Here is a 25,188-nt window from a genome sequence, read left to right as displayed (position 1 = left end):
ATGAAAAAGATACTTTGGGTTCCATATCCTACTGTCATCATTCTCATCAGGGTTTTCTTGGGCTTAATCTTCTTTGGGGCTGGTATGAGTAAGCTATATTTTGAACATAAATTCCCGGGCATTATTGGCCCCGTTTGGCTCGAAGATGAACTGACTCAATACGGATTGGGAATGTACGCTAGATTTATTGCTATTGCTCAAGTAATCACAGGCCTGCTTTTATTTTCTCAACGCTTTGCCACTTTAGGGGCTGTGCTCCTCTTCCCTATTCTCTTGAATATATTGATGGTAACAGTATCATTAGAATGGCAAGGAACACCTTATGTGAATGGAGCATTATTATTACTCAATGCTTGGCTTCTAATTTATGACTATCCAAAACTGAAGTTTATTCTTTCGGACCATACTGAATCGGTTAAAAACATCCCCTTTAAACGGACTTCTAGAAAAGCTGATAGAGGATGGATAGTGTTGTGCGTTGTCATTCTACTCACAATTCCCATTTCGTATTTAAATCTCACCGTAGCTTGGAGTATTTGTGCAGGAGCAGTTTTGGGTTTAATAGCGAACCAAATGATTGCTAAAAAACAAAAAATCAGATTGAAGAAACATTGACGATTTTCAATCGTCTTAAAGGCAACCCTCGAGTAGGGTTATTTTACATCCAAATCGTGCCCTGGCTGATTATCAGTCGGGGTTTTTTTATTTTACTTTCCCGCTTCTGAGTTCTTTCCTATCTTGTGGGTCATTAATCGAAACAATGAGCGCACAACAAGACATTAAGGTTATAGAAGATCACGAATTCATCAAGTATTCGCACGTGCATTATTCACCAGAAGAAATGAAAGTTCGTAGCCATAAATTCTATAACTGGATGGAAACGCGCAGGTCTGTGCGTGATTTCTCTGACAAACCTGTTCCAAAGGAAGTTATCGAAAATGTAATCATGTCTGCTTCTACAGCCCCATCAGGCGCACACAAGCAACCATGGACTTTTTGTGTAATCAGCAACCCTGAAATCAAAAAACAGATCCGCGAAGCCGCAGAAAAGGAGGAGTACGAAAGTTACACCAAGCGCATGAGCGAAGAGTGGCTGGATGACCTAAAGCCAATGGGCACAAACTGGAAAAAGCCTTTTTTGGAAACCGCTCCATATTTAATCATTGTTTTCAAACGCCCTTTTGAGTTCGATGCTGAAGGAAAAAAGCACCAGAATTATTATGTAGCAGAATCGGTAGGCTTGGCCGCTGGCTTTTTAATTACCGCCATTCACGATGCTGGCTTAGTTACATTAACACACACTCCTAGTCCAATGAACTTTTTGGCTAAAATTTTAAACCGACCAGAAAACGAAAGGGCATTCTTACTTTTGCCTGTGGGCTATGAAGCCGATGAGGTTTATGTACCCAATAACAGAAGAAAGTCACTAGATGAAGTGGCTGTTTTTTATGAATAAGAGACTGTTATTTATATTGGTATGTTTTGTATACAGCGTTCAAGGTATTCAGGCACAAAAATATTCTAAGAAGAGAATTCTTAAAGACCTGAAAGAGTTACCCGGTTTTGAGCAAGCCTTTGTTGGATTTATGTTGGTCGACCCGAAAAACGGAAAGACCATTGTGAGTCAGTTCGAGGATAAGTACATGACCCCCGCTTCGAACACAAAGCTTTTCACCTTATATGCTGGTCTACATTTTCTAGGGAATAATATTCCAGCCCTACAATACATTATTAAGGACGACTCATTGATTTTTTGGGGAACAGGCAATCCACTCTTCCTTCACCCTGAATATAATGACACAACAGCACTTCACTTTCTAAAATCACACACAGAAAAACTCTACTATTGGCCACGCCCAATGGAAGATGATAGATTTGGTCCGGGTTGGGGCTGGGATGATTATAACGGTTATTACTCTGCTGAAAAATCCGTATTTCCCATTTACGGGAATAGTGTAAGCACCTATCTTAATAAAGAGAAAAAAACAATTAAGGTATCCCCATCCTATTTAGAACCTCAGTTTAAATTCAAAAACGATTCACTCATTCGCTTGAGCAGCTATATTCAACGAGAAGAGATGAAGAACCAATATGAATATGCTTTCCCAAGCGATCTGGATTTCGACATTGTAGACTATTCCCCAACAGACACCTTAATAAGACCATTCCGATACTCCACCGATCTTTTTGTAAAACTTCTTTCAGATACGGTTAATCGAAAAATTACCATCATTGAAAAACCCAGAAGTATAGAGTTTCCCCAAACGTTGTATACCGTACTTTCTGACACCTTATATAAGCAAATGCTTCAGGAAAGCGATAACCTTTTCGCTGAGCAAACACTGTTAATGGCCAGCGGGATAGAGAATGACACATTAAGTACTGCATCCATAATTGAAACAACCAAGGAGCTTCTGTTTACAAATGAGGTAGACGAACTGGTTTGGGTAGACGGATCTGGCTTATCCCGTTACAATATGTTTACCCCAAGAACGATCACTGGTTTACTTCTAAAGCTGCGCAAAGAACTCGGTGAAGACAGGCTTTTTGAACTACTTCCTGTTGGTGGAATTTCCGGGACGTTGAAAGATTGGTATGCTGGAGAGAATGAACCATACGTTTATGCGAAATCAGGTTCGCTACGAAATAACTATGCGCTAAGTGGTTACATCAAAACCCAAAGGGGTAAAATATTAATATTTAACTTTATTGTTAACCATTACGAACATACAACTGACGAGGTAAGAAAAAGTATAGAGGTAGTGTTACGTAATATAAGCACATCCTATTAAAAAGGACTTTGCTCAACCATAGGCGCTAGCCATATAAAATATATTCAATCTCTAATCTCGCTCTAATCAACTATAAAGGCACAATGCAAGGTTAATCATTCGTTTTTAGACCTTACAACTACGAATATTACTACTTATCAAAAACCAAGTCCATATTAATTCTTTTACCACTGCAAGCGATGTAGTTTAAATTATTATTATTATTTTAGTATCCTAAATCAGAACGCGTATTCTTGATACGGTTGTGATGAGCTACTAAACTACTAGACTTAATGAACTACTGGCGGAAAACATCCACCAAATTCCACTTGTCTTTTTGTATGCTCAAGCAATGCAAACAACCATTTTATAATGGATAAGCTACTTGTGAAAACCAATAGAGAAGACATCGTTACAGCGGCTAGATTCTTTAACAAGAAACAACCCGAATCTGATATTTTTTACTACACTTCCAAAAGGAATATGGAAGCGGCAGGGGAGGTAAATCAAAACCCTTTTATTGAAGTCTTAAGGGATGAATCCAAAATAAACGCTACCCTTCCCTCCCTCATTATACACACTCACATTCAAATAAATAAAATCAAGGAATTTTCATGCACTAATGAAGCTAGTATCATCATACGATACATAAGCTCTAATAGTGCTGAATTAACTAAAGTAAAGAATTGTAAAACTAACTTAATAACTAGAATGCCTATGACAGAGACTATTACTACAATTCCCATGACACACCATTGCAGTGGAGTGTCTTGGTCTTACAAACTATGTTTAACTAAAACACAACTTTATCTATGAAAAAGAAACGTATAAACGCCCTCTATCGAGGAGCTAAATACTCTTTATTTGGCATCGTGATTCAGACATTTGTTATGTCATCACTTTTCGCCAATGGCATATTAAATGAGGACGGAAATAGCAAAGCTATTGAAACCGTTAGCGTACAGGACAGAACTATTACTGGTAAGGTAACTAGTGCTGAAGATGGACTTCCATTGGTAAGTTTATCTGTTTACATCAAAGGTACAACCAGTGGTGTTGTTACTGAAAGTGATGGTGCTTATAGAATAACCGTTCCGCAAAACGCTACCACACTCGTTTTCAGATACTTAGGGTTTATTACCCAAGAAGTTGAAATCAGCGGTAGAAACTCTATCAATGTTGTTATGCAACCTGAAGTAGTGGATTTCGGTGAAGTTATTGTAACTGCATTGAACATTCCTAGAGATGCAAAAACACTTCCTTACACAGCACAACAAGTGAATGCTAAGGAACTGAACATGGCTCAGCAACAAAACGTTACCAATGCACTTGCAGGTAAAGTAGCTGGGGTTCAAATCCGAACTGAATCTGGTGCTAGACTTGGTTCTAACGCTTCTGTTAGAATTAGAGGTAACATCAGTTTAACATCTGATGGTGGTGCTCTTTGGGTTGTTGATGGTACTCCAGGTATTAACCCAAGTAGTATTAACATGGATGAAGTTGAGAGTGTAAACATTCTTAAAGGTCCAAACGCAACTGCACTTTACGGGCAAAGAGCTGCTGATGGTGTTGTAATGATTACTACTAAACGTGCTGCCAAAGGCGACATGTCTGTTGATTTCACTACAGGTATCACTTTCGAAGAAGTAGGTCGTCAGCCTAAATACCAAAACTCTTATGGTGGCGGTGGTTCTGCGAACTGGATTACTTACAACTACAACCCTAATCACCCTGCTGAATGGCAAGTATTTGATGGTAAGAAATACCATGATTATACTGATGATGCTAGCTGGGGCCCTAAATTGGATGGTTCTGAATATATCCCTTGGTATGCTTGGTACCCTGGTTCTAAGTACTCTTTTAAGACTACTACATTTGATCCACAACCAAACAACATTAGAGATTACTGGGAAACTGGTACAACTTTGAGAAACAACATTGCCCTTTCTAAAGGTGGCGAAGGTTATTCTATGAGAGTTTCTTATACTAACGAACAACAAACTGGTTTGATCCCTAACTCTGAGCTTAAGAAAAATTACATCTCAGCTAAGTTAGATTTTGATGTTTCTGAGCGTTTCTCTATCAGAACAAACGTAAACTACCAAGATCAGGAAACTCAAGGAGATTTTGGAGATGGTTATGCTAACAACGCTACTGGTAACTTCAACTCTTGGTTCCACAGAGATTTGGACATGGACATTATGAGAGAATTATCTCAGTTTAAAACACCAACAGGTAATATTGCGTCTTGGAACCATAGTAACGTTTCTAGTACAACAAACTTCAATACTGCAAACTTCAATAGAGGAAACTACTGGTACAATCCTTATACCTACTTTGAATTATTAGACAATAGAAATAATACAAATAGAGTGTTTGGTGATATCTCTTTAACTTATAAGTTAAATGATAAGTTCTCTATCACTGGTACCGCAAGAAGATATGAGGTATTTGGTCGTTCTGAGTATAGATTACCTGCTTTATTGGCTAACTCAGCCTCTCAAGCTGGATATTTCAACGCTTACTCTACAAGTCAGTCCCGTTATACCGAGGATAACTTTGAGTTCTTAGCTACTTATTCTGAAACTTTCGGTGATCTATCTGTAGACTTCAACCTTGGGGGCAACTTAAGAAACAACCTAAGCACAAGCATTAATGGTGGAACTTCTGGAGGTATGGTAGTGCCTGACCTTTGGTCGATTGCTAACTCTGTTAACCCTACTACGACTGGGCATGGTTATTCATTGGAAAAGACCAGAAGTGTTTTTGCGAGAGCAACCTTGGGCTATAAAGAGTATTTATTCTTAGAAGCTACTCTTAGAAATGATTTAAGTTCAACTTTACCTAAAGGAGAAAACGGATTCATTTACCCTTCAGTGGGCGGGTCTTTCGTATTCTCTGAATTCACAGAAGATTTACTTCCAGCGTTAAGCTACGGTAAGATCAGAGCCGGTTATGCAGAAGTAGGGAGTGAATTAAATCCTTACACAACTGAAGCTTATTATGGAATTGGTAGTACCCAGTTTAGTGGTAACCTTTTGATGTCAGTTCCAAGTCGTCTTGTGGACCCATCACTTAAGCCAGTAACTAACTCTTCCTTAGAATTTGGTACTGACCTTAAGTTCTTTGAGAGAAGAGCTGGTTTTAGTTTTACCTATTACAATGAGAAGCACAGAGATGATATCCTTTCAGCACAAATTGCTACAGGATCAGGTTATAGCTCTATTCTTCAAAATGCTGGTTCAACTCAAAGAACAGGAATTGAATTAGTGCTTTCTGGAACTCCAGTTCGTTCAGGAGACTTCGAATGGAATTTGACTTTTAACTGGGCAAAAAACAAATCTGAGATTGTTAGCATTGCCGACAACTTGGAAAGCTTAATTTATAGCTCTGGTTCATTCGGCTTCGCAAGAACGGTACACCAAGTTGGTAAAGAGTGGGGTCAATTAAGAGGTACTGCCATCTTAAGAAATGCAGAAGGTCTTCCTATCCTAGATGGTAACGGTCTTTTCACTGCTGATCAAAACCATTACTTCGGTTCTGTTCTACCAGACTTCAACGGTGGTATAATTTCTACTTTAACTTGGAAAGACTTGACATTAAACATGTCATTTGATTACCAAAAAGGTGGTAAATTCTTCTCTTTATCAGAGCACTGGGGTAATTACTCAGGTCTTTTGGATGAGACTGCAGCCATTAATGAAAATGGTAAAAACGTAAGAGATGCTGTTGCCGATGGTGGTGGTATTCGTATGGTTGGTGTTGACGTAAATGGCAACCCTGTAGATAGATATGTTTCTGCGTTCAACTATTTCCACCAGTTCTATGGTAAAAATAGAATGGCTGAAACTATGATTTATGATGCCACTTACCTTAAAATGCGTGAGCTTTCTGTAAACTACAGAGTTCCTGTAACTAAAGTTTTTGGTAACTCTCCTTTTAACAGTATCAACGTATCATTCATTGCTAGAAACCCTTGGTTAATTGCAACTGCAAAAGGTCAAGATAACTGGGATCCATCTGATCAGTCTGCCTCTTACGGTGAAAACGGACAGCTTCCAAGTACTAGAAGCTATGGTTTGAGCGTTAAATTTGGATTTTAAAACTTATTAAGATGAGAAAAATGAAATCAACAATAAAAACGAAAAGTATTATAGCATCACTATTGGTGTCTGTATTATTTTTAGCAAACTCATGTGAAGAGTACGATTTTGGGGATACTAACGTAAACCCAGGACAGACTGGTACACCGTTACCAAATGCCTTACTTACAAGTGCGTTGTGGTCAGTTTCTGGTTATGAAACTCAAACTACTCCGTCTCTTTATGTTCAGTATTTATCTGAAACTCAATACCCTGAAACATCATTGTATGCAGTAGGACCTGTGAGCTGGGGTGAGTATACTGGTGTATTGCAGAACCTGAATACAATCATTAATTATAATACTGATGCGGATACTAAGACTAAAGCTCTAGATTTTGGTTCTAATGCGAACCAAATTGCTGTTGCTAGAATCCTTAAAGCACATGTATTTTCTAAAGTGACTGATAAATGGGGTGATGTACCTTATTCTGAAGCTTTAAATGGAAACACTTTCCCTTCTTACGACACTCAAGAAAGTATCTACAAAGATATTTTGAAAGAGCTAACGGAAGCGGAAAATGGTTTTGACGCTGGCGCAATGCCTTCAGGTGACATTATGTTGAATGGAGACAAAGCTAAATGGAAGAAACTAGCCAATTCACTTAGAATGATCTATTCTCTTCGTTTGTCTAAGCGTTACCCTGGAGCTAACGATTATGCTGCAACTCAATTCAAAGCTGCATTGAACGATGCTGATGGATATGTTGCTTCAAATGCTGACAACATTCTTTATGCTCATTTAGACAACAACAACTTTGCAAACAGATGGTATTCTCTTTTCTTAACAAGAGCTGATTATACTATTAGTGATGTAATGATTGATAAACTTGTTGCCAAAAATGACCCAAGATTAGCTGTTTATGCCAACAAAAACTCCAATGATGTTTATGTTGGATTGCCTTATGGATATACTAGAGACCAGTTAATTACTTGGACTGCGAACAACCAGTATTCTTTGATGGGTGATGCCATTACAGGCCAAACTTCTGATAGCTATTTCATTACAGCTTCTTACATGGATTTTACTCGTGCTGAAGCTGCTCAATTAGGATGGACTACCGAAGTTGCTGCTACTTTATATGCCAAAGGTATAGAGGATTCTTGGAGACAGCGTGGAGTTTATGATGCAGCAGCATTTGCTACTTATTTAGCTGATGCTCAAAATGCATATGTAGGTAACACTGCTGCGAAACTTGGAGATCAAAAATGGATTGCTGCATTCCCTGATGGGTTTGAAATGTGGTCTGATTGGAGAAGAACAGGATATCCTGTATTAACTCCAACTCCAAACAACTTGAATGATAACGGTAACATTCCATTGAGATATGGTTACCCTTCAAACGAGTCTGATTTGAACAGTGAGAAATATGATGCTGCTGTAGCTAGGTTGGCAAACGGTGACACAGATAATTCTCCAGTTTGGTGGGATAATTAATTCACATTGAATTAAGATGAAATATACTATGTAATTTTAGTTAGTTAGTAGTTAGTATATTTTGCTTAGAAGGCCGGTTCCAATTAGGAACCGGCTTTTTTTGTTAGAACTCATTTTCCTTTGTTAGGAACTCAATAAGTGCCTCAACCGAACGGTCAACAATGTGAAAAACCTCTTGAAAACCCTTATCTCCCCCGTAATAAGGGTCTGGAACATTCTTATTCAATGCTGTTTCATCAAAGCTACGCATAAGCCGAATTTGCTTATTATTACCCACTGGGCGTATCCGTTCAATATTTACAACATTACTTGAGTCCATTGCAACGATATAATCAAAATCATCAAAGTCTTGAACTGTAAACTGCCTACCATGGTGATTAAGGTTAATGCCATTCGCGAGCGCATTTTTGACTGTTCGCCTGTCAGGCTGTTCACCAATGTGGTAATTAGAAGTACCACAAGAATCAATAAAAAAGTGAGCTTCAAGCCCCTTATCCTCTACCTTCTTTCGAAAGATACCTTCAGCCAAAGGAGACCTACAAATATTACCTAGACAAACAAACAGCACCTTCACCTTAGACATTCCCATTTCTTTCTATTTTTGTTTAGCATTCAAAATAACAAACCTAACCTATGGAATTTATCAAAGTAAATAAAGCATACGTCAAACACATTGCCTTAATTCAGTTGAATAGACCAAAAGAACTAAATGCACTGAATCTGCAGCTAATGGGTGAAATCAGGGATAACTTGAAAGAATTAGATCAGGATGACGAAGTAAGGGTGATCATTATTACAGGAGATGAAAGAGCATTTGCTGCAGGTGCCGACATTAAGCAAATGGCTGGCAAATCTACCATTGATATGTGGAAGGTCGACCAGTTTAGCACCTGGGACCAAATCAATAAAACTCGAAAGCCTATCATAGCGGCAGTATCTGGTTTTGCACTAGGTGGTGGCTGCGAATTGGCCATGACATGCGATATGATTGTAGCTTCAGAAACAGCTCAATTTGGCCAGCCCGAAATCAAAATAGGAGTAATGCCTGGAGCCGGAGGAACCCAGCGGCTCACCAAAGCTTTAGGAAAAGCAAAAGCTATGGAATTAGTATTAACAGGCAAGTTCATCTCGGCAGAAGAAGCTTATGACTACGGACTTGTGAATAAAGTGGTTCCAACCGAGGTATATTTAAAAGAGACTGTGGCACTTGCTAGTGAAATTGCGGCTATGTCTCCCATTGCTGTCCAAATGGCTAAAGAAGCTGTAAAAAGGTCTTTTGAGGTTCCATTAGAAGAAGGACTCCATTTTGAAAGAAAAAATTTCTACATGCTGTTTTCTTCTGAAGACCAAAAAGAAGGAATGAACGCTTTTGTCGAAAAAAGAAAACCCGATTTTAAAGGTAGGTGACAAATAAAGAAGGGGCAATACGCCCCCTTTTTATTATATATGTAATAGTCTCCTTTAAATACCCGGTACCATTGGAATGTTTGTACTGCTCGCGCCTTCTCTAAAGCTAAAGCCAATCCCTACGGTGGCAGTACTATATTCCTGGAAAGAATACTCACCAAAAAGATTAAAGAACAATAATCTTATTCTCAAACCAACATTGGCTTTCAAACCACCATTTTCATAGGCCAAACTAATTGGATCAGTATAACTACTGTTCTCGGTAGTATACACTCCATTCAGTCCAAATGTTGTTTTAGATTTAGCGTAACCCAAACCACCATAAACAGTGAGTAGTGCTATCTTTTTAGAAATTAAAGCCTGAACCACAGTTCCTTTAGTTTCAAATTCAGCAAATTGATTCAAGTCTGAATCAACAGCAATTGATGTTTTTAAATTGGTATACCCCACAAACATTGAAAGATCGAAAGGCAACTTATTCACCACCGGCAGGTATTGCTTGATGTCATGCATTACCCCAATCCCAAATAACTTTACAGACCCCTCATCTTCATCTCCCAACGAAATATCTGGTGTATATCTAATTTTTAGGTCGGTACCTTTTATTAAGCCAATCCCCAACTGAATCATCGGTGAAGGAACTGCATTCATTGGAAGAACTTCATCTAAACCCAAACCCGTTGGTGCAGAAATACGAATGGTCTCCTCTCCATTGTCCAGAAATCTCAGCTCTGGAAGGTCATCCGCACCCAAATTAGGCCCAAACAAAGTTGGCAATTGAGCTGAAGTACCGTTGGATAATTTCACATTAGTATAATCAGCATTGTTAAATGTGAAGAACTCCCCGCTAGTAGGCACAATGGCCGCATTAACAGAAATATTGAGATCAAATCCCAAAGTTTTGTGGGGCCTCGCTGTATTATACCAACCAGCATTTACGCCATAGCCAATCCCTTTAAAAGCGGGCGCCATATAGGCTTCCAGTAATTTATTAGCATCGGCCAAGCCTGCTTCCAGAAAAGAGTCAAAATCTAACTGTGCTTTAGACACATTAGCCATCGACACCATTAATCCAGTTATCAATAATATTCTTGTATAAATTTTCATGTCAAAATGCTTTTAAAAAATTAATCTAACTGGACTCTTGCGGTAACGTCAAACTTGAATAAAAAGTCAAATGAGTCACTACTAGATTGAAATCTAACATTCTTTCCTACAAGCACTAATTCGATTTTGAAAGAGGTACCATTCAACAATGCACCTTCAATCACTGATACGGCTGCAGAGTTTACATCACCTGGGGCAGCTTTATCGAAAAGAAGCACATCGTCTGTTTTCGTATGAGCATCTACAACTGTGGTCTCTAAAAGTTTTGTTGTAGTACCTTCACTGATGATATTCAAAGTAATATCTAAATCAGCCTCGTTCCCAGCATCAAAACCCTGAAGTTTATACCAAATCTTATTGATGGTAAAACGCTGAAGTTGATCCCCATACTCCCCAAACTCATCAGAAGTAATACTGATATCACCAGTTTCAACAGTAATAGCTGGTGTTTCGTTAACCAAAACTCCAACAGCCTGAGCTGGTAAATCAATAGTAACTGTAACAGGGTCGGTCTCCACAACTTGAGAAATATCTGATTGGATACCAGCCTCTCCACAGGCGCTAATAATAGTCGCCATCAGCAAGATTAATAATAAGTTTTTTTTCATTCTAAAGGTGTTAAAAAATATGCTAAATAATTATAAGGTTAAACAGATCAAGATTAATTTAATTAGTGATCTCCGAGATAGAACCAGTAATATCTAAAACTACTTCAATATTAAAATCACTTTCAATCCCTTTATCAAAGCTTGCTGTAAGTACTAAATCAAACGACTCTTGATTACCAATGATAGCTTCAATACTTGCTGCCTGAGCGGCAGAAACTTTCAAGGAAGTTTTCCCTTTCTCAAAAGCAGTAAAGAGGCCATTAGTCAGTGAAACTCCAGTAGCAGACAACACCTCTGTGGTATTACCATCCAATACTGTTGACAGACTAAAATTCATCAACACATCATTACCTGCTGTGCCAGAATATCCAGAAATTTGATATTTAAGATTATTGAGAGTGATATTTTTAACCCGATCAGAGTCTTCTGTGAAAAGAGCCGATGGATCAACCGTTTGCTGAGTAGTGTAACTATTGTTAGCACTACCATTCGCTGTAGCACTATTAATGGCAAATTGATAATTACCTACAGACGGTACGGTAATTAAAATCCCGCCTTCATCACAAGCCGAAAGTGCAATTAAGAGCGTAAAAAATAAATAGATCTTTTTCATTGTATAAGTATTAACAGGTTACGTAAAGTTAACAATAAATTCGGTGCCTGCATTCTATGCCTATATTGTTCAAAACTTAGTTCATTCTTTCTCAAAAAGAAGAACTTTAAGCATTTGATATCGGTTCTAAAGACAGTTATCTTTGCACCCGAAAGCACAGAGATACTTTTCTGGTTATCAAAATAAAGGTGGAGCTTAAGTAATCTGAGTGGTCTCTTTATGTAAAGATTAGTAAAAGAAATCAATTATTCAATTCAAATAAAAAAACAAATGTCATTAGTTGGAAAAAAAGCACCAATATTTAGCGCACCAGCGGTAATTAACGGAGAAGAAATAGTTGAGGGATTCTCTCTTGATCAATACATCGGGAAAAAAGATGTAGTATTCTTCTTCTACCCTAAAGACTTCACTTTCGTGTGTCCTACTGAAATCTTGGCTTTCCAAGAGAAATTGGGAGAATTCGAAAAGCGAGGTGTTGCTGTAGTTGCTGCTTCTTGCGATACAGAAGAAAGTCATTTAGCTTGGTTAATGACTCCAAAAAATCAAGGAGGTATTGAAGGCGTTACTTATCCTGTTGTTGCAGATACGGCAAAAACTATTGCTCATAATTATGGTGTTTTAGCTGGTGATTGGAACTACAATGAAGAAGGTAATCTGACCTTCGAAGGAGCTCCAATTGCTTACAGAGGTACATTCTTGATTGATAAAGAAGGAACTGTAAGACAAGAAACAATCAACGATTTGCCGTTAGGTAGAAATATTGATGAAATGATCCGTTTGGTAGACGCGCTTCATCACGTTGAAAAATACGGTGAGGTTTGCCCTGCAAACTGGGAAGAAGGAAAAGAAGCAATGAAAGCTACCAAAGATGGCGTTGCTGATTACCTTTCTAAAAACTAAGCTTAATTAAATATCAAGCATTAAAGCCCTCCTTAATGGAGGGTTTTTTATTTTTGTCCTGAATGGCAGTTGTTCTCTATAATGTATCCGTCCTCTTTTATCGCCTAATCGTTGGTTTGGTCGCTCCATTCAATGAAAAAGCGAAGAAGTTTGTTATAGGTAGGAAAAACATATTTGAACAACTTGAAAGAGATTTCTCCTCTATCAAAAGACCAGTAGCTTGGTTTCACTGTGCTTCCCTAGGCGAGTTTGAGCAAGGACGCCCAGTAATCGAGGCTTTCCGTAAAGCGAAACCCAATCATAAAATTCTCATCACCTTTTTCTCCCCATCGGGCTATGAACTGAGAAAGAATTATACCGAAGCTGACTTTGTTTACTATCTACCCATTGACACAAAAAAGAACGCCAAGCGCTTTTTAAACATCGTCAATCCAGCCTTGGTGATTTTCGTGAAATACGAGTTTTGGTATCATTACCTCAAGCAAACCAGTGAACGTAAAATTCCGCTGTATTGTATTTCGGCTTTATTCAACGGAAAACAACGATTCTTTAAACCTAGTGGTGGTTTTTTCAGAAAAACCCTCGCTTTCTTTGACCAAATTTTTGTTCAGAATGAGAAGTCAGAAAAATTACTGCAGCAAATCAACATCAATCAGGTTTCCGTTGCTGGCGACACACGTTTTGATAGAGTGGTAGACACCGTAAGCAACCCAAAGCATTTCCCATTGGTAGCGCAGTTTAGCCAAAACCACCTTACTATGGTGATTGGAAGCTGCTGGCCTGCGGACATGGCCTTCCTCTACCCGATTATCAATCGTTCCGAAAACATTAAATTTATTATTGCTCCGCACGATGTAAGCGAGAACAGTATTAAGCAATTAGAAAAGGGACTTAAACTTCCTTTTTGCCGAATTACTGAAGCAACTCCAGAAAGCATAGATCAATCTCGAATCATAATTATCAACACCATAGGGATGCTTTCTTCCCTCTATCAATATGGCCAATTTTCGTACATTGGAGGGGCTTTTGGAGACGGGCTGCACAACATATTGGAAGCGGTAACTTTTGGCTTGCCCGTGATTTTCGGGAATAATAATCTGGAAAAATTCCCGGAGTCGTTGGCCTTGATTGAAAAAGGAGGTGCATTCTCATTCACTCAGCAGGCCGAGATTGAAGCGCATTTCAAAAGGCTTTCCACGGATATTGATTTCAGAAGTAAAGCATCAGAGCATTGTAAAGCATATATTCGAGAAAATACTGGAGCCACGGCTAAAATTATGGACAGTTTAACCCAATGGAACAAATGAGAGGAAGAGTCATTCGATCTACGGGGTCATGGTATGAAGTAAAAACCGAAAGCGGAGAAATTTTCAAAGCTCGTTTACGCGGTAAATTCAAACAAGACAAGCTAAAAGTAAACAACCCTATTGCGGTGGGCGATTGGGTACTTCTTGACCAAGAAGGTGAAGAAGGTTCGGCTGTAATCAAAACAATTGAGCCACGCTCCAATTATATCATTCGCAAGTCTACTCGTAAGTCTAATTTTTCACACATCATTGCTTCTAATTTAGACCAAGCACTTTTAGTCGCTACACTGGCTTTTCCGCGTACTTCTTTGGGCTTTATCGATCGCTTTTTGGTCAGTGCCGAATCTTTTAGAATCCCTTGTGTTTTGGTCATTAACAAAAGTGATTTACTGGATCAAGAAGGCTTAGGAGTTGTAGCACAGCTAAAAGAATTGTACGAAGGCATTGGTTATCGTACCCTACTCATCTCGGTCTTAGAAGAACAAGGACTAGACGAAATTAAGACTGCGCTCAAAGGCAAAACCTCTTTAATTTCTGGCCATTCTGGAGTAGGGAAATCTTCATTATTGAATGCTTTAGTGCCTGAGCTTGGTTTGCGAATTGGCGAAGTTTCCACTTTTGCCAATAAAGGAACCCACACCACCACCTTTGCCGAAATGTTTGAAACTGAAGGTGATGCTCGAATCATAGATACGCCTGGAATCAAAGAGCTGGGTTTGGTCGAAATGGAGCAAGAAGAAATTAGCGACTACTTCCCTGAAATGAGGGCATTTTTAGGGCAGTGTAAGTTCAATAACTGTCTACACGTAAACGAACCTGGCTGCGCAGTATTAGAAGCCTTTGTTAATGGAGAAATTGCAGATTCACGCTATATGAGCTACCTGAGTATGCTGGAAGATTCTGACAATAGAAGGTAATCTCTTCAATCATTAAGCTTTCTACGACAAGGTGTTTGCTCCATAACACAACTGCTCGTTCTATTTCAGTTTATAATAGAACAGCTGATCTTCTATATCTGGCTTAGTAAAGTATAAAAGCTTGTCGTCTGGACTAATGGTGAATCTAACGAACGGTTTGGGCAGGATGATTTTCTGCAATGGTTTGCCCGACAAATCGAAAACGTGTAACTCTCTATATTCTTTAGCCCAGTTCGTACGTCTCTCCCCATTTTCAATTACGTATTGATACTCATGATAACTCGCATAAATTCTTTCATCAGTAATCTCTACCGAACCGTAGTACTTATACATATCTCTATCAATTATATACCCTTCATCAGGGTAAGTTTCAATATTCTTTAACTGCTCGTTTTGTGATGCATAATTGATTTCAGTATAGTCAAGTTTATCGAAATTGTAAATTCGGATCACAGGAAAATAACGATAAACAAATACAGCTTTTCTCCCATCTGTAGAAAGGGCAAAATCACTCATATAAAGGCTACCATTAGCCGTAGCCGGTACAGAAGGGCGGAAATCAGGAAAATCAAATAACTGTTCTACTTCTTTTGATTCCAAGTTGTAAGCATAGAGGTGCTTTTCTACACCCGCATCCTTCACTCCATAAAGAGTAGTATTACCGATAAGTACCGCACGACTTAATGGAGTCAGATCTTTTGGAAAAGACACTCTATCCAAAAGTGAAACATGGGTTGACTTAAGTTTGCCCTCCTTAAGAGCAGCCTTACTATCAATCAAAAATGCTCTATGCGTTTTCTCATCAGATGCTTGCAAGGTATCACCTTGCATACTGATACTCAACGGAAGTACAACCTGAAACTCGAAGTCTAGCGGGCCTGGCCCAGTATAACCGAAGCCTCCCAAATACTTACCATTGGTAGAGTTAAAGACCCTAAAGAGGGTGTCTTTACTACCCACGTCATGAGCAACAAGAAGGTCATTACTTGAGGCCACGGCCCGAGTCAATAGTAAAACAGGAGGTATCTCTATCGAATCTGCCACAGTACTTAAATCAATTACTTCTGGAAATGAGTCCGTGGTAACCAACACATCAACACCATCAGTTGAATCATTCAAGGACTCGGAGTTCAAATTACTGCAAGACATAGCAACGAATAGTGAAAGAAGAATACTGATTTTTGAGCGCATAAATTGAGTGGTTCTACATAAACATTTAACTGTAAAATAGAATATTATCGACAGCAATTCTATTTTCTGAATGGCATTTCCACTAAAGGTTATTGAATCTAAACAAGAGGAGGGTCTTCCATGGCAAATTCAATAATTACCTCCACGTAAGCGAACTCCGCTGCGTTGTATTGGAAGCCTTTGTGAATGGAGATATTGCTGATTCACCCTATATGAGTTACCTCAATATGCTGGAAGATTCTGACCATAGAAGGTAAAAAATAAACACCAGATAAAGCAGGAGCACAATGACTCATCGTACTCCTGCCTCATTTAAATTTCTATGATTACGAATTCACCCGATCACTGACGTATTCAATTTTGGTTTTACCATGCTCAACAGGCTTTCCGTCTTCGCCTAAGTTTACCATGGTGATTTTGGCAATACTCAGAATATCTTCTCTAGTAAGCTTATTTCGCACTTCACACCTTAATGTAATTGAAGTCCGGCCAAAAGTCACGGCTTCAATTCCAATCTCTATAATATCGCCTTGACGTGGGGCATTAATAAAATTGATTTCAGAGATAAACTTGGTTACCACGTGTTTATTCTCAAGCTGCACAATGGTGTAAAGTGCCGCTTCTTCATCAATCCATTCGAGTAGTCTACCTCCAAACAACGTGGCGTTGGGGTTTAAGTCTCCGGGTCTTACCCATTTTCTAGTGTGAAAGTTCATAATTCGTTTTTCCGTGAGTTTTAGCCTTGCTTAATTTTTTATTGTTGGCATAAATTTCCGCCTTTCGGAACTATTAATCAAATTAATGGTATCTATATTAGTATAGACTAAAACTATACGATGACCTTACAACAACTCGAATATATCGTTGCGCTCGATACGCACCGTCACTTTGTAACCGCAGCCTCACACTGTTTTGTCACCCAACCCACCCTCACACTTCAAGTTCAAAAACTAGAAGACGAAATGAACACGCTAATCTTTGATCGTTCACGCCATCCAATCGTACCTACCCCAACGGGTGAATTGATTATAAGCAAGGCCAGACAAATTTTGAGAGAAGCGCATCAATTAAAGGAATTGGTGAACTTGGAAAAAGATACCATTACAGGAAGCTTCAGAATTGCAGTTATTCCTACCGTGGCTCCTTACCTAATGCCTAGATTTCTGAAAACCTTTTCAGAAAAGCACCCCAATACGCACCTGCAAATCAGGGAAATGGAATCGGAGGAAATTATTAATGCCTTGAAAAATGACTTTGTAGACATTGGCATTCTGGCCACTCCGTTGGAAGAATCATCCATTCGGGAAATCCCATTGTACAATGAACCGTTTTTAGTCTATAGCTCTGAAAACCATTCTCTTTATGGCAAAAGCAACGTTAAAACCGACAACTTGCCATTGTATGGTCTGTGGCTCCTAAATCAAGGGCATTGCTTCAGAAACCAAGTACTCAATATCTGTGATAAAAAGAAGCAGTCGGACAATCCTGGGTTCTCTTACGAAAGCGGCTCCATTGAAACGCTGAAAAATATGGTACGCTCTAATATGGGCTACACCCTTGTGCCAGAACTTTCTGTAATAGAAGAACTTAACGACCCAAGAGTAAAACGTTTAGATAGCCCTGAGCCGGTAAGAGAAATAAGTTTAGTGGTACACAAAAGCTTCACCAAAGAATCACTGATAGAAAAACTACGGAAAGAAATTCTTTCAAACATTCCTGATCATTTTCAGAAAGGGAAGAAATTCACCAAGGTAAAATGGCGATAATCTTATTGCTCGAAAAGCCCAAAGCAATGTGCTAGTCACAAATGTATTTGGGCTTTTTTACTCTATCCAAAAATTAAGAACAGACATCGATTCCATTTTCAAATCAGCTGCTTCTACCCCTCTAATACGCGCGGTACTAGGTGCTTTAAGTTTTTTCACTTCCAACAAGTGCTTTCCCCTACCTAACTCGAGCACATCAATTACAGCCAAATATCCTTTTTCACCATTGGAAATATGAGTTTTATAAACATACTCTAAGTTAGAATAAAGCATTCCGTCAATGTACACTTCAAAAATTTGAGTTTGACATGCGATAGACTCGACCAATCTTGATTCATAATTCTTATCGCGCATTAAATCGTCAACATTCAAGGTTGTATCCATTTGAGCCTGCATTCCAGCTTTAAAACCCTGCATCACGCCTCCTTCTGGGCTCAGCTTGTAACTATCAGGACATAGCAGTTCAAGTATACCATTATCCTTGGGGTTATAACGCAAGAATAACTCGAGAAAGCCATTCTTTACATATTTAGAAGGCAAACTCAGTTGATGTATGAATTGATCTTCGGCCCTTAAATCATCATAAAGTTCTTCTACCATGTAGCGCTCTGAAATATTAGTCCGCTCAGGATAGAATACATTCACATCTAGCGCATCAGCCTTTAGCGTTATCAGAAGTACAACCAATAAAACGGAAGAAACACCAATGATCTGTTTCTTCTTATAAGTAGTAATGAGGTGGTAATAAATAGACCGATACAGGATAGATAAAGTGATTACCGAAAAGAAACGGTAAATGGGGTAATACAAGAATGAGAACCATTTCGATTTCTTAAAGGCACTAAAAAACAGAGTGTCGAGGAAGAAGATAATGGCCAAAATGAAATAGAAAATGACCAAGAAAACAGCCAACAAATTCAGCACACCTATCCAGATGGTCAGTTCACTAGCAGTACTAAGTATTACGGTCAAGCTCATTAGGCTCACCCCTATAGCAAAAACAATCACCACAGAAACAATGGAAAAGACCAATAGAAAAGTATAAGCAAAGATTACACTGGAAATTTTATCTAAATGAACAATCAGCTCATCAAGTGACCGAACATTCTCAGGCATATACTTCCGGAATTTCCCTTTAAACCCAAGCTTGTCGTAGTCGATAAAATTTGAAACAGAACTGAGTCCAACAATACCAATCCAAAACCCTCTGAGTAGAAGGTGAATCAATAAGTTAATAAGAAAGAATTTCATCCCGATTGGGATGGTATCTAAAATGAAATTGATGGAAATACTGAGCAAAGGATTGATTCCATTCGCCCCTGGGTTTAGCTTATTCTCCTGAATATTGCGGTTAATGTCATTGTACTCTCCAATACCCGTGGCTAGCAAAAAAATGGAAAAACCAGTAATAAGGAGTTCCAACTGCCAGCTTTCTAATTGAAGATTGGCCACCCATCGCCTTAGTTTACTTTCATCTTTGTCTTTAGGTCTGTCGCTGTTCGTCATAGTTGAATAAGGTTAATCAACCAAAATAAACAATTCCTCCCTATTTACCCTAACAAGATGACTGAGGCGTAAATCTAACAATAGTTTTTGCCCAACAAAAAAAGGGACAGTTTTCCAACAGTCCCTTCAAGGTATATTATTAAAAGGAAATTACTCCTCAGTCTTCTTTTCAGTTTTAGGCGCTTTCTTAGCTTTAGGTGCTTTCTCTACCTTTTCAGCTTTAGGCGCTTTTTCAGCAGCAGGCTTTTCAACCTCCTCCTTTTTAGCTTTTGGCTTAGCCTCAGCTTTAGGTGCTGTTTCAAATGAAGCCTTAAGCTCTTCTTTGTCAATGTTAGCAATTACAGGGGTGCTTGTCAATTGCTTGATTTTATTAACCCTATCAGCAGATCTCTGCTTATTTCTTCTCGCTTTTCTTTTTAATCTCGTTATCCCCATGATAGTCCTTGTTCGAAATGAGGTGCAAAGATAGGAGTTTGAATACAATTTATAAACCCCTAGCGAAATAAAATTCACATTAGTTTTCAATATTCTCTTCAAGAACAATCAGATTAGCCCTGTGTTTAGTAGTTTTGTATGATTAAAACCAACAAGAATGGCTCAAAAACCTTCATTACCTAAAGGCGTTCGTGATTTCGGACCGGAGCAAATGTTCCGCAGAAATTATCTTCTCGATACAATAAAAGGCGTTTTTAAAAAATATGGCTTCATGCCATTAGAGACACCCGCTATTGAAAACCTTAACACCCTAACGGGGAAGTATGGTGATGAAGGCGACCAACTCTTATTCAAGATTTTAAATTCTGGTGATTTCCTCTCAAAAACTGATTCCACTGATTTTGAAGCTGGAGCCAAAGAACTCAGTAAGAAAATAACAGAAAAAGGATTGAAATACGACCTTACTGTGCCCTTTGCTCGCTACGTAGTAATGAACCAAAACGACATTACTTTTCCTTTTAAGCGTTATCAGGTTCAGCCAGTTTGGCGTGCCGACAGACCTCAGAAAGGTCGATACAGAGAATTCTATCAGTGCGATGCGGATATTATTGGTACCAATTCATTGGTTTGCGAAGCAGAACTGATGGCCATGGTGAATGAAATTTTCTGCGAACTGGAACTTAAGGATTACCAGGTTTCTATTAGTAGCCGAAAAATACTTGAAGGTTTGGCTGATGTAATTGGTGCTACAGACAAATTTTCAGCCTTCTGTGTTATTTTAGATAAGCTAGATAAAATCGGTCTAGAAAAAATGTTGGGAGAAATGTCACAGCTAGGCATTCCTCAGTCTGGACTTGACCGACTCACAGCCATTCTTGAAATTGAAGAAAGCAATACTGATAAAATCGAAACCCTGAGAAAAGTATTTATTGGCTCAGCAGCAGGATTAGAAGGTTTAAATGAAGTTGAAACTACTTTGAAACACATGACCAGTTTGGGGGTTGCTCATGATAAAATTCACTTCGACCTTACCTTGGCCCGTGGCCTTTCTTACTATACAGGGATCATATACGAGGTAAAGCCCACTTCTGTAAAGATGGGGACCATCACCGCTGGCGGTCGATATGACAACCTTACTGGTGTTTTTGGCTTAGAAGGCGTTTCGGGAGTAGGTATTTCTTTTGGCGTGGACAGGATTTATGATGTATTGGACGAACTCAACCTATTCCCTTCAAATCAATTGGGGAACACAAAAGTGATGATTACCAATTTTGACGAATCTTGTTTGGGGCATGCTTTAGGCCTTTCTTCGCGGTTGCGGAACAACAATATCAATTGTGAAGTCTATCCTGAACCGGCCAAGATGAAAAAGCAATTGGGTTATGCCGACAAGAAAAATATACCTTTTGTAGTTATGGTGGGTCAAGAAGAAATAGACACCAATATATACACGGTGAAAAATATGGAGAGCGGTGAACAACACAAACAGACTTTGCTTGAACTTATAGATTTCCTAGCCACGCAGTAAATGTAAAGAACAGCAAAGCCGACTTTTTAAATAAGTTTCGCGATAATGTACCGTTAATCAAGAAGCGAAATCAAATTAGCACCCGAATTGAATATTGACTCAAAAGCACTTTCAAAATTCATTACGCCTATTGGTGTCTTGATTTTATTGCTTTTTGTGTTTCCAAACAGGTCATTCTCCCAAAATTCGAGCCTCCCAAATGGTAATTTCGAAGCGGACGAGATTTCGGGTTGCGCTCCTTTTACTGTTAACATTGTAAATGAAGCTATTGGCGGCAATCCTGGCGGATCTATATCATATTTTTATGACAACATACTTGACCCCTCTACATGTAGTACAGACTATCAATCAAACCCTGGCGCCTGTGTTGATGACGGGGATCCAAATGACGACCAAGCAAATGATTATATAGGAAGCAAAACCTTTACCTATAATACTCCAGGCACATATTACATTATCCAACTTAATGGTACTCAACCTAATGGTAGCAAAGTAAGCTATCTTAAAGTCACGGTCATAGAAACCATTGAACCCACCTACAATGTATTTGCCTGCGCCAATAATGAAGTGTTTATAGAGCTAGTTTTTAACCAAGACAGCTACGACAGCTACGCTGTTGACTTTGGTGATGGAGGTCCTACTCAAACTGTAGATAAAGCTGGCTCAAACGAATTGACCTACACCTACGGTGTAGCTGGGGATTACGATATTTCCGTACAAGGGCTTGCTTCTGGGAATCCTACGAACTGTTCTGAAAACATAAAATCAATTAGCACGCTTGACAGCTCCCCCACTCCAGTCATCAATAGCCTTGAAGTCTTGGATGCCACCATGGTCGACATCAATTATGAAAGCTTGGACAGTAGAATTGTACACACATTAACGATTGAGTCCGAAGATGGAAGTCAAACTGACGTCATTACTTTAGACCCCAATACAAATCCTAGAGACTTCACTTACACCAACAGAAATTTCGATTTCATCAATACCGTGTATGCCGTTAAAATTGAAAGTGCAGATCGTTGTAATGCGAATGCTGTTCCTTCAGAAACCATTTATTCCGTAGCTGCTCAATCCAGTGCTGCCTATGTAAACTCAGATATTCAAATTGATTTTGATTTTGCCTCCAACACAAATGGTCTCACACAAATTCAGTTTTATGAAAACAATAGTCCTCAGGAAACATTCACTACAAGCCTAGGCACAGTGCAGCGTCTGCTAAGCAATTGCACATTGGTGGAAAACTATTATTTCGAAGCCACCTTTGGAACAGCTACTTCCAAGAGTGTAATCATTATTCCAGACTTAAGCGGAACCCTCAGCCCTCCAGCCATTCAAAATATGGAAGGAGAGTTAGTAAACGCAACTTTTAAACTCGACTTTGATGAGGCCCCAGTAAACGCTGCCAGTTATAGCATTTATAAAAAGAATCCAGACGATACCTTTAGTGCTATTGGAACATCGACAACCTCCGATTTTACGGATACTAATTTAAGGTCAGGGCAATTAGAGCTTTGCTATACAGTAGCCTATGAAGACGACTGCGGAAATATTTCAGAAATGAGTTCCGAGTTCTGTTTCCCGCTTTCCATTGGCACAATTCGATTACCAAATGCCTTCACCCCCAACGGAGACGGCAAAAATGACACCTTTACGGTTGGCGATGGCATATTCGTCAACTTCCAAATGCAGATTTTCGATCGTTGGGGCAATTTGATTTTCAACACAACCAACCCAAATATTGGTTGGGATGGCAATTATAATGGTACACCAGCCAGTATAGGCGGCTACGCCTACCGCGTTTCGTTTCAAGATGCAGGAAATACCACCATTCAACAGACCGGAACTTTAGTATTAATTCGATAGTTTTGGGTAAAAAATAACAAGCTTATGTTCGATATGATGAAAATGATGGGCAAGGTAAAGGAGATGCAGTCCAAAATGAAGGAAGCCCAGGACAAGCTAGAGTACATCCATGAAACAGGCGAGGCAGGTGCCGGAATGGTAAAGGCCACTGTCAATGGTAAAAAGGAAGTCATCTCAATCGAAATTGATGAGGCCTTAATGAGCAAAGAAGACAAAGAAACTGTGCAAGACCTTACTGTAGCCGCCATTAACAATGCCCTTGAAAAGGCAGACATAAGTGCTAAAGAAGAAATCAGAAAAAGTACCGAGGGTATTATGCCCAATATCCCAGGAATGGACCTAGGCAATATGTTCTAATGTCAAAAATATCAGTTGCCTTACTTAATTACAACGGCAAAACTCATCTAGAAAACTTCCTGCCATCCGTTGTTCAATTCAGCACCGGTTATGATATCGTTGTAATCGATAACGGCTCATCAGATGATACGCTTCAATTCCTAAAGAGCAACTACCCTACCGTTAGAATAATTTCCTATGCTGAAAATCACGGATTTTGCGGTGGTTATAATAAAGCCCTAAAGGAGTTAGAACATGAGTTTGTGGTACTGCTCAATACAGATGTTCAGGTAACAGAAGGCTGGATCGAGCCGATATTGGAACTAATGGAGTCTGATAGTAATCTGGCCGCAGTTCAACCTAAAATTCTTGACCTAAAGAAAAAAACTCATTTCGAATACGCAGGGGCATCTGGTGGATACTTAGACATTCTTGGTTATCCTTTTTGCAGAGGAAGAGTGTTTCATACTATAGAGGAAGATAAAAACCAATATCAAGAAACCCAAGATGTTTTTTGGGCTTCAGGAGCTTCTCTTTTCGTAAGACGGTCGGCCTATTTTGAGGCTGGCGGTTTAGACGAAGACTTCTTTGCCCACATGGAGGAAATCGATCTCTGCTGGCGTTTTTGGAATTTAGGCTATAAAGTAAAGGTATGTCCAGAAAGTGTGGTTTACCATTTGGGAGGAGGAACGCTAGACAAATCGAGCCCGAGAAAAACTTATTTAAACTTCAGAAACGGATTAACCATCCTTTTAAAGAACGAAAACACTGCTGATTTTTTTTGGAAATTTCCGGTTCGTTTGTTCTTGGATTGGCTGGCCATTGCCCAATTCTCTGTACTGAGTGGACTCCCTCATGGGCTTGCCATCATCAGGGCTCATTTCGATTTTATGAGATCCATTCCGCGCCAAATAAGAAAGCGAAAATCTTCAATTAGAATATCTCAAAACAATCCTCGGTATAACGGGTTAGTAATTTGGGATTACTTTATCAAACAGAAGAAAACCTATCGAAAAATAAATTTTTAGTTATACCAAACCGGATTTTGTTTTCTCCGTAAATGCTTGCGAAAATTAATAATATAAGCGAGTCCTAAGTAAACAAGCAATGGCGAACCAAAGGTGATAAAGGAGGCATATATAAAGAACAAGCGAATAGAGGAAGCTGACAAATTGAGCTTCTCGCCTAATTTGGTACAAACACCATAAGCTTGACTTTCGAAAAACCGTTGAATTCTTTCCATTGAACAAATATTACAACAAATTTACAAAACAATTTATTAAAGCTTAAAATCGGAATCCATTAAAATTTTATTAAACTTGCAATCCTAAATTTAAGGCTATACTGTTCTA

At 38.9% G+C, this 25,188-nt stretch carries 23 protein-coding genes; 15 read left to right on the top strand and 8 right to left on the bottom strand.

From position 1 onward, the window contains the following. The 5 genes from AWN68_RS03785 (at position 1) to AWN68_RS03760 (ending at position 8,349) form a co-directional block, all read left to right on the top strand. On the top strand, positions 1-615 hold the full coding sequence (locus AWN68_RS03785) for a DoxX family membrane protein (protein ID WP_068411672.1): 615 nt from the start codon (positions 1-3) through the stop codon (positions 613-615). A gap of 145 nt (positions 616-760) precedes the next feature. Beyond that, a complete protein-coding gene (locus tag AWN68_RS03780; protein ID WP_068411669.1) occupies positions 761-1,456 on the top strand; it encodes a nitroreductase family protein in 696 nt (231 codons plus the stop codon). Continuing rightward, positions 1,449-2,792 carry a D-alanyl-D-alanine carboxypeptidase/D-alanyl-D-alanine-endopeptidase gene (locus AWN68_RS03775; RefSeq protein ID WP_172796026.1) on the top strand — a complete coding sequence of 448 codons (1,344 nt, stop codon included), beginning with the start codon at positions 1,449-1,451 and terminating at the stop codon, positions 2,790-2,792. Before AWN68_RS03780 ends, AWN68_RS03775 begins: the two co-directional genes overlap by 8 nt. Positions 2,793-3,583: 791 nt before the next feature. Continuing rightward, positions 3,584-6,874, top strand: a complete 3,291-nt coding sequence (locus AWN68_RS03765) for a SusC/RagA family TonB-linked outer membrane protein (protein ID WP_068411660.1) — start codon at positions 3,584-3,586, stop codon at positions 6,872-6,874. A 20-nt stretch (positions 6,875-6,894) separates the two neighbouring features. Beyond that, positions 6,895-8,349 carry a SusD/RagB family nutrient-binding outer membrane lipoprotein gene (locus AWN68_RS03760; protein WP_157716067.1) on the top strand — a complete coding sequence of 485 codons (1,455 nt, stop codon included), beginning with the start codon at positions 6,895-6,897 and terminating at the stop codon, positions 8,347-8,349. A gap of 103 nt (positions 8,350-8,452) precedes the next feature. Here the strand turns inward: AWN68_RS03760 and AWN68_RS03755 are convergent, their stop codons facing one another. Continuing rightward, entirely contained in the window at positions 8,453-8,932 is a 480-nt protein-coding gene (locus AWN68_RS03755; protein WP_068412206.1) for a low molecular weight protein-tyrosine-phosphatase, read from the bottom strand. Between the two features lie 50 nt (positions 8,933-8,982). Between AWN68_RS03755 and AWN68_RS03750 the strand changes: the two genes are divergently transcribed. After that, positions 8,983-9,756, top strand: coding sequence for an enoyl-CoA hydratase-related protein (locus tag AWN68_RS03750; protein ID WP_068411655.1), 774 nt, complete (start codon positions 8,983-8,985; stop codon positions 9,754-9,756). 54 nt (positions 9,757-9,810) lie between these two features. Here the strand turns inward: AWN68_RS03750 and AWN68_RS03745 are convergent, their stop codons facing one another. The 3 genes from AWN68_RS03745 to AWN68_RS03735 are packed head-to-tail and all read right to left on the bottom strand — an operon-like array spanning position 9,811 to position 12,084. Then, on the bottom strand, positions 9,811-10,863 hold the full coding sequence (locus AWN68_RS03745) for a DUF6588 family protein (protein ID WP_157716066.1): 1,053 nt from the start codon (positions 10,861-10,863) through the stop codon (positions 9,811-9,813). Between the two features lie 20 nt (positions 10,864-10,883). Then, positions 10,884-11,471: a hypothetical protein gene (locus AWN68_RS03740; protein ID WP_068411648.1), complete on the bottom strand. Its 588-nt coding sequence runs from the start codon at positions 11,469-11,471 to the stop codon at positions 10,884-10,886. A 58-nt stretch (positions 11,472-11,529) separates the two neighbouring features. After that, positions 11,530-12,084, bottom strand: coding sequence for a hypothetical protein (locus AWN68_RS03735; protein ID WP_068411645.1), 555 nt, complete (start codon positions 12,082-12,084; stop codon positions 11,530-11,532). 270 nt (positions 12,085-12,354) lie between these two features. Here AWN68_RS03735 and AWN68_RS03730 point away from each other — a divergent pair, with 270 nt between their 5' ends. From AWN68_RS03730 to rsgA, 3 genes are all read left to right on the top strand, one after another. Then, positions 12,355-12,984 (top strand): peroxiredoxin, encoded by a 630-nt coding sequence (locus tag AWN68_RS03730; protein ID WP_068411642.1) that lies wholly within the window; start codon positions 12,355-12,357, stop codon positions 12,982-12,984. Between the two features lie 62 nt (positions 12,985-13,046). Next, entirely contained in the window at positions 13,047-14,291 is a 1,245-nt protein-coding gene (locus AWN68_RS03725; RefSeq protein WP_068411638.1) for a 3-deoxy-D-manno-octulosonic acid transferase, read from the top strand. Then, positions 14,279-15,208, top strand: a complete 930-nt coding sequence (gene rsgA, locus AWN68_RS03720; RefSeq protein WP_068411635.1) for a ribosome small subunit-dependent GTPase A — start codon at positions 14,279-14,281, stop codon at positions 15,206-15,208. Before AWN68_RS03725 ends, rsgA begins: the two co-directional genes overlap by 13 nt. Before the next feature lie 60 nt (positions 15,209-15,268). Here rsgA and AWN68_RS03715 read toward each other — a convergent pair whose 3' ends face one another. After that, the gene (locus AWN68_RS03715; RefSeq protein ID WP_157716065.1) at positions 15,269-16,327 is read right to left on the bottom strand and encodes a BF3164 family lipoprotein; all 1,059 of its coding nucleotides are present in this window, start codon (positions 16,325-16,327) and stop codon (positions 15,269-15,271) included. Positions 16,328-16,491: 164 nt separating this feature from the next. On the opposite strand from AWN68_RS03715, the gene AWN68_RS18945 reads away from it, so the two are divergent. After that, the gene (locus tag AWN68_RS18945; RefSeq protein WP_157716064.1) at positions 16,492-16,656 is read left to right on the top strand and encodes a hypothetical protein; all 165 of its coding nucleotides are present in this window, start codon (positions 16,492-16,494) and stop codon (positions 16,654-16,656) included. A 69-nt stretch (positions 16,657-16,725) separates the two neighbouring features. Here AWN68_RS18945 and AWN68_RS03710 read toward each other — a convergent pair whose 3' ends face one another. After that, positions 16,726-17,115: an acyl-CoA thioesterase gene (locus AWN68_RS03710; RefSeq protein ID WP_068411629.1), complete on the bottom strand. Its 390-nt coding sequence runs from the start codon at positions 17,113-17,115 to the stop codon at positions 16,726-16,728. A gap of 120 nt (positions 17,116-17,235) precedes the next feature. Between AWN68_RS03710 and AWN68_RS03705 the strand changes: the two genes are divergently transcribed. Then, on the top strand, positions 17,236-18,165 hold the full coding sequence (locus tag AWN68_RS03705; RefSeq protein WP_068411626.1) for a hydrogen peroxide-inducible genes activator: 930 nt from the start codon (positions 17,236-17,238) through the stop codon (positions 18,163-18,165). A 57-nt stretch (positions 18,166-18,222) separates the two neighbouring features. Here the strand turns inward: AWN68_RS03705 and AWN68_RS03700 are convergent, their stop codons facing one another. Together AWN68_RS03700 and AWN68_RS03695 are read right to left on the bottom strand one after the other, a co-directional pair. Beyond that, positions 18,223-19,671, bottom strand: coding sequence for a hypothetical protein (locus AWN68_RS03700; protein WP_068411624.1), 1,449 nt, complete (start codon positions 19,669-19,671; stop codon positions 18,223-18,225). 150 nt (positions 19,672-19,821) lie between these two features. Continuing rightward, complete coding sequence (locus AWN68_RS03695; RefSeq protein WP_068411621.1) at positions 19,822-20,106, bottom strand: hypothetical protein; 285 nt, start codon at positions 20,104-20,106, stop codon at positions 19,822-19,824. Between the two features lie 157 nt (positions 20,107-20,263). On the opposite strand from AWN68_RS03695, the gene hisS reads away from it, so the two are divergent. The 4 genes from hisS to AWN68_RS03675 all read left to right on the top strand — a co-directional run bounded on the left by hisS (position 20,264) and on the right by AWN68_RS03675 (position 24,864). Continuing rightward, positions 20,264-21,634: a histidine--tRNA ligase gene (hisS, locus tag AWN68_RS03690; RefSeq protein WP_068411618.1), complete on the top strand. Its 1,371-nt coding sequence runs from the start codon at positions 20,264-20,266 to the stop codon at positions 21,632-21,634. Between the two features lie 87 nt (positions 21,635-21,721). Next, complete coding sequence (locus AWN68_RS03685) at positions 21,722-23,500, top strand: gliding motility-associated C-terminal domain-containing protein (protein ID WP_068411616.1); 1,779 nt, start codon at positions 21,722-21,724, stop codon at positions 23,498-23,500. A 24-nt stretch (positions 23,501-23,524) separates the two neighbouring features. Further along, positions 23,525-23,857 (top strand): YbaB/EbfC family nucleoid-associated protein, encoded by a 333-nt coding sequence (locus AWN68_RS03680; RefSeq protein WP_068411614.1) that lies wholly within the window; start codon positions 23,525-23,527, stop codon positions 23,855-23,857. Then, on the top strand, positions 23,857-24,864 hold the full coding sequence (locus AWN68_RS03675) for a glycosyltransferase family 2 protein (RefSeq protein WP_068411610.1): 1,008 nt from the start codon (positions 23,857-23,859) through the stop codon (positions 24,862-24,864). The genes AWN68_RS03680 and AWN68_RS03675 overlap by 1 nt, the downstream gene beginning before the upstream one ends. Positions 24,865-25,188: the final 324 nt, after the last annotated feature.

The organism is Roseivirga echinicomitans (assembly GCF_001592935.1).
GTDB classification, from domain to species: Bacteria; Bacteroidota; Bacteroidia; order Cytophagales; family Cyclobacteriaceae; genus Roseivirga; species Roseivirga echinicomitans.
This window is presented reverse-complemented; position numbering and strand designations above follow the sequence as displayed.

What these genes read in the sequence shown, in the direction of transcription:
- AWN68_RS03745 (WP_157716066.1), bottom strand. Translation starts at nt 10,863, where the DNA reads ATGAAAATTTATACAAGAATATTATTGATAACTGGATTAATGGTGTCG.
- hisS (WP_068411618.1), top strand. Translation starts at nt 20,264, where the DNA reads ATGGCTCAAAAACCTTCATTACCTAAAGGCGTTCGTGATTTCGGACCG.
- AWN68_RS03755 (WP_068412206.1), bottom strand. Translation starts at nt 8,932, where the DNA reads ATGTCTAAGGTGAAGGTGCTGTTTGTTTGTCTAGGTAATATTTGTAGG.
- AWN68_RS03730 (WP_068411642.1), top strand. Translation starts at nt 12,355, where the DNA reads ATGTCATTAGTTGGAAAAAAAGCACCAATATTTAGCGCACCAGCGGTA.
- AWN68_RS03710 (WP_068411629.1), bottom strand. Translation starts at nt 17,115, where the DNA reads ATGAACTTTCACACTAGAAAATGGGTAAGACCCGGAGACTTAAACCCC.
- AWN68_RS03765 (WP_068411660.1), top strand. Translation starts at nt 3,584, where the DNA reads ATGAAAAAGAAACGTATAAACGCCCTCTATCGAGGAGCTAAATACTCT.
- AWN68_RS03695 (WP_068411621.1), bottom strand. Translation starts at nt 20,106, where the DNA reads ATGGGGATAACGAGATTAAAAAGAAAAGCGAGAAGAAATAAGCAGAGA.
- AWN68_RS03680 (WP_068411614.1), top strand. Translation starts at nt 23,525, where the DNA reads ATGTTCGATATGATGAAAATGATGGGCAAGGTAAAGGAGATGCAGTCC.
- AWN68_RS03705 (WP_068411626.1), top strand. Translation starts at nt 17,236, where the DNA reads ATGACCTTACAACAACTCGAATATATCGTTGCGCTCGATACGCACCGT.
- AWN68_RS03725 (WP_068411638.1), top strand. Translation starts at nt 13,047, where the DNA reads ATGGCAGTTGTTCTCTATAATGTATCCGTCCTCTTTTATCGCCTAATC.
- AWN68_RS03785 (WP_068411672.1), top strand. Translation starts at nt 1, where the DNA reads ATGAAAAAGATACTTTGGGTTCCATATCCTACTGTCATCATTCTCATC.
- AWN68_RS03735 (WP_068411645.1), bottom strand. Translation starts at nt 12,084, where the DNA reads ATGAAAAAGATCTATTTATTTTTTACGCTCTTAATTGCACTTTCGGCT.
- AWN68_RS03780 (WP_068411669.1), top strand. Translation starts at nt 761, where the DNA reads ATGAGCGCACAACAAGACATTAAGGTTATAGAAGATCACGAATTCATC.
- rsgA (WP_068411635.1), top strand. Translation starts at nt 14,279, where the DNA reads ATGGAACAAATGAGAGGAAGAGTCATTCGATCTACGGGGTCATGGTAT.
- AWN68_RS03760 (WP_157716067.1), top strand. Translation starts at nt 6,895, where the DNA reads ATGAAATCAACAATAAAAACGAAAAGTATTATAGCATCACTATTGGTG.
- AWN68_RS03740 (WP_068411648.1), bottom strand. Translation starts at nt 11,471, where the DNA reads ATGAAAAAAAACTTATTATTAATCTTGCTGATGGCGACTATTATTAGC.
- AWN68_RS03700 (WP_068411624.1), bottom strand. Translation starts at nt 19,671, where the DNA reads ATGACGAACAGCGACAGACCTAAAGACAAAGATGAAAGTAAACTAAGG.
- AWN68_RS03775 (WP_172796026.1), top strand. Translation starts at nt 1,449, where the DNA reads ATGAATAAGAGACTGTTATTTATATTGGTATGTTTTGTATACAGCGTT.
- AWN68_RS03750 (WP_068411655.1), top strand. Translation starts at nt 8,983, where the DNA reads ATGGAATTTATCAAAGTAAATAAAGCATACGTCAAACACATTGCCTTA.
- AWN68_RS03675 (WP_068411610.1), top strand. Translation starts at nt 23,857, where the DNA reads ATGTCAAAAATATCAGTTGCCTTACTTAATTACAACGGCAAAACTCAT.